This window comes from Janibacter corallicola NBRC 107790, assembly GCF_001570965.1.
In the GTDB taxonomy this organism is placed as follows: domain Bacteria; phylum Actinomycetota; class Actinomycetes; order Actinomycetales; family Dermatophilaceae; genus Janibacter; species Janibacter corallicola.
The window spans coordinates 1-6,216 of the sequence record NZ_BCSR01000075.1; the positions used below are offsets into that span (position 1 = coordinate 1).

A 6,216-nucleotide genomic window follows, 5' to 3' on the forward strand; every position below is an offset into this window, starting at 1 on the left:
CGGATCGGGCGGGTGCGGTCACTCACACCCGCCCGATCCGCACCGCGGTCACGACTTCTTCGCGGTCTTCTTCGCTGCCGTCTTCTTCGTGGACTTCGCCGTCGACTTCTTGGCGGTCTTCTTCGCCGTCTTCTTCGTGGCCTTCTTGGCGCCCTTCTTGCGGGTCGAGGGACCCTTGGCCCGCTTCTCCGCGAGCAGCTCGAAGGCCCGCTCCTGGCTGACGGTCGCCGGGTCGTCACCCGCGCGCAGCGTCGCATTGGTCTCGCCGTCGGTGACGTAGGGGCCGAAGCGTCCGTCCTTGACCACGACCTTCTTCCCGCTCTCCGGGTCCTCCTCGAACTCCCGCAGCGGCGGCTTGGCCGCGCGGCCGCGCCGCTTGGGCTGGGCGTAGATCGCCTGGGCCTCCTCGAGGGTGAGGCTGAAGATCTGCTCCTCGGTCTCGAGCGAGCGCGAGTCGGTCCCCTTCTTCAGGTACGGCCCGTAGCGCCCGTTCTGCGCGGTGATCGGCACCTCGACCTGCGACTCGTTGCCCTCCTCGTCGGTCCTGGTCTCGGTGACCGTCCCGACCGTGCGCGGCAGCGAGAGCAGCCGGAGTGCCTGCTCGAGGTCGACCGTGGCCGGATCCATGCTCTTGAAGAGCGAGGCGGTCGGCGACTTGACCTTCGCCTTGCCCTTCTTCGGCTTCTCCTGGGCCTCCGGCAGCACCTCGGTGACGAAGGGACCGTAGCGTCCGGTCTTGACGATCACCTCGTTGCCGGTCTCGGGGTGGGTGCCGAGCACCCGGCCGTCGTCGGCGGCCTGGGCGAGGATCTCGCGCGCCTTGGCGGGCGTCATCTCGTCCGGGGCGATGTCGTCGGTGATCGAGGCCCGCTTGGGCTTCGGCTCCTCACCCGAGCCGTCGGAGGTCGGCACGACCTCCTCGACGTAGGGCCCGTAACGGCCGACGCGCACGACGACCCCGTCCCCGATCTCGATCGTGGAGATGGCGCGGGCGTCGATGTCCCCGAGGTCCGAGACGAGCCCGGCGAGACCACTGGCCTCGCTCGCCTCGTCACCGAAGTAGAAGCGCCGCAGCCACTCGGCCCGCTGCCCCTCACCGCGCGCGATCTCGTCGAGGTCCTCCTCCATCGCCGCGGTGAAGTCGTAGTCGACGAGCCGGGTGAAGTGCACCTCCATCAGGCGCGTGACCGCGAAGGCCAGCCAGGTCGGGATGAGCGCGCTCCCCCGCCGGCGCACGTAGCCCCGGTCCTGGATGGTGCTGATCGTGGAGGCATAGGTCGAGGGACGACCGATCCCCTTCTCCTCCATGATCTTCACGAGGCTGGCCTCGGTGTACCGGGCGGGCGGACTGGTCTCGTGCCCGAGCGGGGTGGCGTCGCGGACCTCCAGGCTCGCCCCCTCGGTGAGCTTCGGGAGGCGGGCGGAGTCCCCCTTCGTCTCCTTGGGTGCGTCGGTGCCCTCCTCGTAGGCGGCAAGGAAGCCCTTGAAGGTGATGACGGTGCCCGAGGCGGTGTACTCGGCGCTGCTCGCGACCTCGCAGCCGCCGAGGTCGGCCCCGACGCGGATCGTGGCGGTGGAGCCCTTCGCGTCGGCCATCTGGGAGGCGATGGTGCGCTTCCAGATCAGCTCGTAGAGGCGGAACTCGTCACCCCGCAGCTCGCCGGCGACCTGCGCCGGCGTGCGGAAGCGGTCACCGGCGGGACGGATCGCCTCGTGCGCCTCCTGGGCGTTCTTGGCCTTCTTGCCGTAGACCCGTGGGGAGTCCGGCACGTAGTCGCCGCCGTACATGTCACGCGCCTGACCGCGCGCCGCCGAGAGCGCGGCCCGGGACAGGTTGGTGCTGTCCGTACGCATGTAGGTGATGTACCCGTTCTCGTACAGCCGCTGGGCCACCCGCATCGCGTCGCGGGAGCCGAGCCCGAGCTTGCGGCCGGCCTCCTGCTGCATCGTCGAGGTGGTGAAGGGGGCGTACGGGCGGCGCGTGTAGGGCTTCTCCGCGACCGAGGTGACGGTGGCCTCGGCGGCGAGCGTGGACTCCGCGACGGCGGTGGCGGCGCGCTCGTCCAGCCGGCGGGCCGTGCCCTTCAGCGCGCCGGTGTCGTCGAAGTCGCGACCGGCGGCCACCTTCGTGCCGTCCAGGGAACTCAGCCGGGCGACGAAGGGGGACCCCCCGGAGACGAAGGTGCCCTCCACGTCCCAGTACGAGGCGACCTTGAAGGCCATCCGCTCCCGCTCGCGCTCGACGACGATCCGGGTCGCGACCGACTGCACGCGTCCGGCGGACAGGCCCGCCTTGACCTTGCGCCACAGGACCGGCGAGACCTCGTAGCCGTAGAGCCGGTCGAGGATGCGGCGGGTCTCCTGGGCGTCGACGAGATCCAGGTCGAGCTCGCGGGTCTCGCCCACGGCGCGCTCGATGGCCTCCCTGGTGATCTCGTGGAAGACCATCCGCTGGACGGGGACCTTCGGCTTGAGCGTCTCCAACAGGTGCCAGGCGATGGCCTCGCCCTCACGGTCCTCATCGGTGGCGAGGTAGAGGCTGTCGGCGTCCTTGAGCAGGCGCCGCAGCTCGGTGACCTTCTTCTTCTTGTCCGGGTCGACGACGTAGTAGGGCTCGAAGCCCTCCTCGATGTTGACCCCGAAGCGGCCGTAGGGCCCCTTCTTCATCTCGGCCGGCATCTCCGACGGAGTCGGGATGTCCCGGATGTGCCCCACCGACGCCTCGACGACGAAGTCCCCGCCGAGGTACCCCGCGATCGTCTTCGCCTTGGCCGGCGACTCGACGATGACGAGCTTGTTGGCCATGTACGCCCCTTCTCCCGACGACACGTGCAGCGGATTCGTCGCTGCTCCGACGTGCAGTCATTCCTGCGATGACCGTACTACCCCCACAGGCCGTCGCCCGACGCGTGCCGGGTCACGTGCCGGTCAGACCGTGACATTTTGTTGAATGCTGAACTACCATGTCTCCATGGCGACTCCCCCGATCCTCTTCCTCTCCCACGGCGCCCCTCCGCTGGCCGACGACGCGCGCTGGACCGCGGAGCTGGCCCGGTGGTCGGGGTCCTTCACCAGGCCGAAGGACATCCTCATCGTCTCGGCGCACTGGGAGGACGCCCCGGTGACCGTGAGCCCGACCCAGCGCCGGGTCCCGCTGACCTACGACTTCTGGGGCTTCCCGCAGAAGTACTTCGAGGTCACCTACGAGGCCCCGCTCGCGCCCGAGCTCGGCGAGGAGGTCACCGCCCTCCTGGGGGCGAAGGGGGTGCACGTGCGCCACGACGAGACCCGCGGCCTGGACCACGGCGCCTACGTGCCGCTCGTCGAGATGTACCCCGAGGCCGACGTGCCGGTCCTGCAGATGTCGATGCCGACGCTGGAGCCGACCGCCCTCACCGACCTCGGGCGGGCGCTGGCCCCCCTTCGCGAGCAGGGCACGCTGATCATCGGCTCCGGCTTCACCACGCACAACCTGCGGTGGTTCGACCCGAGCCGCGGGGCGGACACCGCTCCGCCGAGCGCCTCCAGCGAGTTCGACCACTGGGCCGCCGAGACCGTGACCGCCGGGGACCTGGACTCCCTGGAGCGGATGCTCGAGGTCGCGCCGGCCGGGCACGAGGCGCACCCGCGCACCGAGCACTGGGCGCCCCTCTACATCGCCGCCGGGGCCGCGGAGGCGGCCGGCGCCACGCAGCGGACCACGGCCGTCGACGGCTTCTGGTTCGGCCTGTCCAAGCGGTCCTGGCAGTTCGACTGACCACTGGGTAGGACTGCCCATCGCGCCCCGGTGTGGTGGGCCATAGAGTTGTCCCGGCGCGGCTCGGAGGGGGTCGCGCAACGCCACCCAGGGAGGACTCCACTCATGAAGAAGATCGCCACGCTCGTCGCCGCCACCGGCCTCGCCTTCGGCCTGACCGCCTGCGGGGCCGACAACGGTCCCGAGGAGGCGGTGAACACCTTCGGCGAGGCCGTCGCGGACAAGGACTACAAGACCGTCTGCGAAACCCTCGACCCCGAGATCGTCGACCAGCTCGAGCAGCTCCAGGAGGGCAAGGACTGCGCGACCCTCTTCAAGGAGAACGAGGACGCCTTCGCCGATGAGATCCCCGAGGACGCCGAGATCGACATCCAGGACTCCGAGATCTCCGACGACGAGAAGACCGCCACCGTCACCGTGAAGAACAAGGACGACGAGGAGCAGGACATCAAGCTCAAGAAGGTCGACGAGGAGTGGAAGATCACCTTCGAGCAGTGAGCTCCGGGTCCAGCGGGTCGCTCTCATCGTCCATGGGAGCGACGAACTGCGCCCGGTACAGCCGCTCGTAGGCCCCGCCGCGGGCGAGCAGCTGTTCGTGCGAGCCCTGCTCGACGATCTGGCCCTCCTCCATCACGAGGATGACGTCGGCGTCCCGGATCGTCGAGAGCCGGTGCGCGATGACGAAGGAGGTCCGCGCGCCGCGCAGGGCTCGCATCGCGTCCTGGACCAGCTTCTCCGTGCGGGTGTCGACCGAGCTCGTCGCCTCGTCGAGGATGAGCAGGTCCGGGTCCGAGAGGAAGGCGCGGGCGATGGTGATCAGCTGCTTCTCGCCCGCGCTGATGTTGTTCGCACCGTCGTCCAGGACGGTGTCGTAGCCCTCCGGCAGGGAGTGGACGAAGCGGTCCACGAAGGTCGCCTCGGCCGCGGCCCGGACGTCCTCGCGACGGGCTCCGGGCCGGCCGTAGGCGATGTTCTCGCCGATCGTGCCGCCGAAGAGCCAGGTGTCCTGCAGGACCATGCCGATGCGCGAGCGCAGGCCGGCGCGTGACATCTGCGCGATGTCGACGCCGTCGAGGGTGATCCGACCGCCGTTCAGCTCGTAGAAGCGCAGGACGAGGTTGACGAGGGTGGTCTTGCCCGCGCCGGTCGGCCCGACGATCGCGATCGTCTGCCCCGGCTCCACGCGCAGGTCGAGGCCCTCGATGAGGGGCGCGTCCGAGGAGTAGGAGAAGCTCACGTCCTCGAAGGTCACCCGCCCGTCGGAGCGCTCCGGCACGGCCGCCGGCTGCGGGTCCTGACGCTGCTCCGGCGCGTCCAGCACCTCGAAGACCCGCTCCGCCGAGGCCACCCCCGACTGCACGAGGTTGGCCATCGAGGCCAGCTGGGTGATCGGCATCGTGAACTGCCGGGAGTACTGGATGAAGGCGGTGACGCTGCCGAGGGTGAGCGCCCCGGAGGCCACCCGCAGGCCGCCGACGACGGCGACGACCACGTAGGTGAGGTTCCCGACGAACATCATCACCGGCATGATCACGCCGGAGACGAACTGCGCGCCGAAGGTCGCCGTCCGCAGCGCCTCGTTGCGCTCCTCGAAGGTGGCCGCCACCTCCTCCTGACGACCGAAGACCTTGACCAGCTCGTGCCCGCTGAAGGTCTCCTCGACGATCGAGTTCACCTGGCCCGTCGTGGCCCACTGCTCCTTGAAGTGGCGCTGGCTGCGGGTACCGATGACCTTCGTCAGCCAGATCGAGATGGGGATCGTCACGAGGGCGATGACGGCGAGCAGCGGCGAGATGGAGAACATCATCGCGAGCATGGCGACGACCATGACGAGGTTCGTCAGCATCTGCCCGAGGGTCTGCTGCACCGACTGGGCGAGGTTGTCGATGTCGTTGGTCACCCGGGAGAGCAGCTCACCGCGCGGCTGGGAGTCCAGGTAGGGCAGGGGCAGCACGTGCAGCTTGTCCTCGACCGCGCGCCGCAGGTCCATGATGACGCGGTTGACGGCGACGACGACGAGCCGGTTCTGCACGAAGGAGAAGAGCCCCGCGCCCGCGTAGAGCGCGACGGCGATGAGCAGCACCCGACCGATCGCGCCGAGGTCCATGCCCTGGCCGGGGACGAGATCGGGGATGCCGGAGACCATGTCGGCCAGCTGGTCGTGCCCGCCGGCCCGCAGCCCCGCCACCGCCTGCTGCTGCGTCGTCCCGGACGGCAGTCGCTCGCCGATGACACCGGCGAAGACGAGGTCGGTGGCGCGGCCGAGGACCCGGGGCCCGATCGCGGTGAGGACGACGCCGATCACCGCGAGGGTGGTCGCGAGGCCGATGATCGCCCGCTGCGGGCGCAGCAGCCCGATGAGTCGGCGGGCCGATGCCCCGAAGTTCACCGCGCTCTCGGTGGGCATCCCGAGGCCGGCCCCGGGCGGGCCGCCGCGCGGCGCGGGCCGGCGGCGGGCC

The 6,216-nt window shown here is 70.1% G+C and carries 4 protein-coding genes; 2 read left to right on the forward strand and 2 right to left on the reverse strand.

Translation table 11 applies throughout. From position 1 onward, the window contains the following. Positions 1 to 48: 48 nt before the first annotated feature. The gene (gene topA / locus JCO01S_RS15015; protein ID WP_068257579.1) at positions 49 to 2,805 is read right to left on the reverse strand and encodes a type I DNA topoisomerase; all 2,757 of its coding nucleotides are present in this window, start codon (positions 2,803 to 2,805) and stop codon (positions 49 to 51) included. A gap of 166 nt (positions 2,806 to 2,971) precedes the next feature. Here topA and JCO01S_RS15020 point away from each other — a divergent pair, with 166 nt between their 5' ends. Together JCO01S_RS15020 and JCO01S_RS15025 are read left to right on the forward strand one after the other, a co-directional pair. Then, positions 2,972 to 3,757, forward strand: coding sequence for a dioxygenase family protein (locus JCO01S_RS15020; RefSeq protein WP_068257585.1), 786 nt, complete (start codon positions 2,972 to 2,974; stop codon positions 3,755 to 3,757). Between the two features lie 105 nt (positions 3,758 to 3,862). Next, positions 3,863 to 4,255 carry a DUF4878 domain-containing protein gene (locus JCO01S_RS15025; RefSeq protein WP_068257582.1) on the forward strand — a complete coding sequence of 131 codons (393 nt, stop codon included), beginning with the start codon at positions 3,863 to 3,865 and terminating at the stop codon, positions 4,253 to 4,255. Here the strand turns inward: JCO01S_RS15025 and JCO01S_RS15030 are convergent. Continuing rightward, positions 4,239 to 6,216: ABC transporter ATP-binding protein (locus tag JCO01S_RS15030; protein ID WP_068257588.1), on the reverse strand; the 1,978-nt coding region annotated here is incomplete at its 5' end. The genes JCO01S_RS15025 and JCO01S_RS15030 overlap by 17 nt on opposite strands.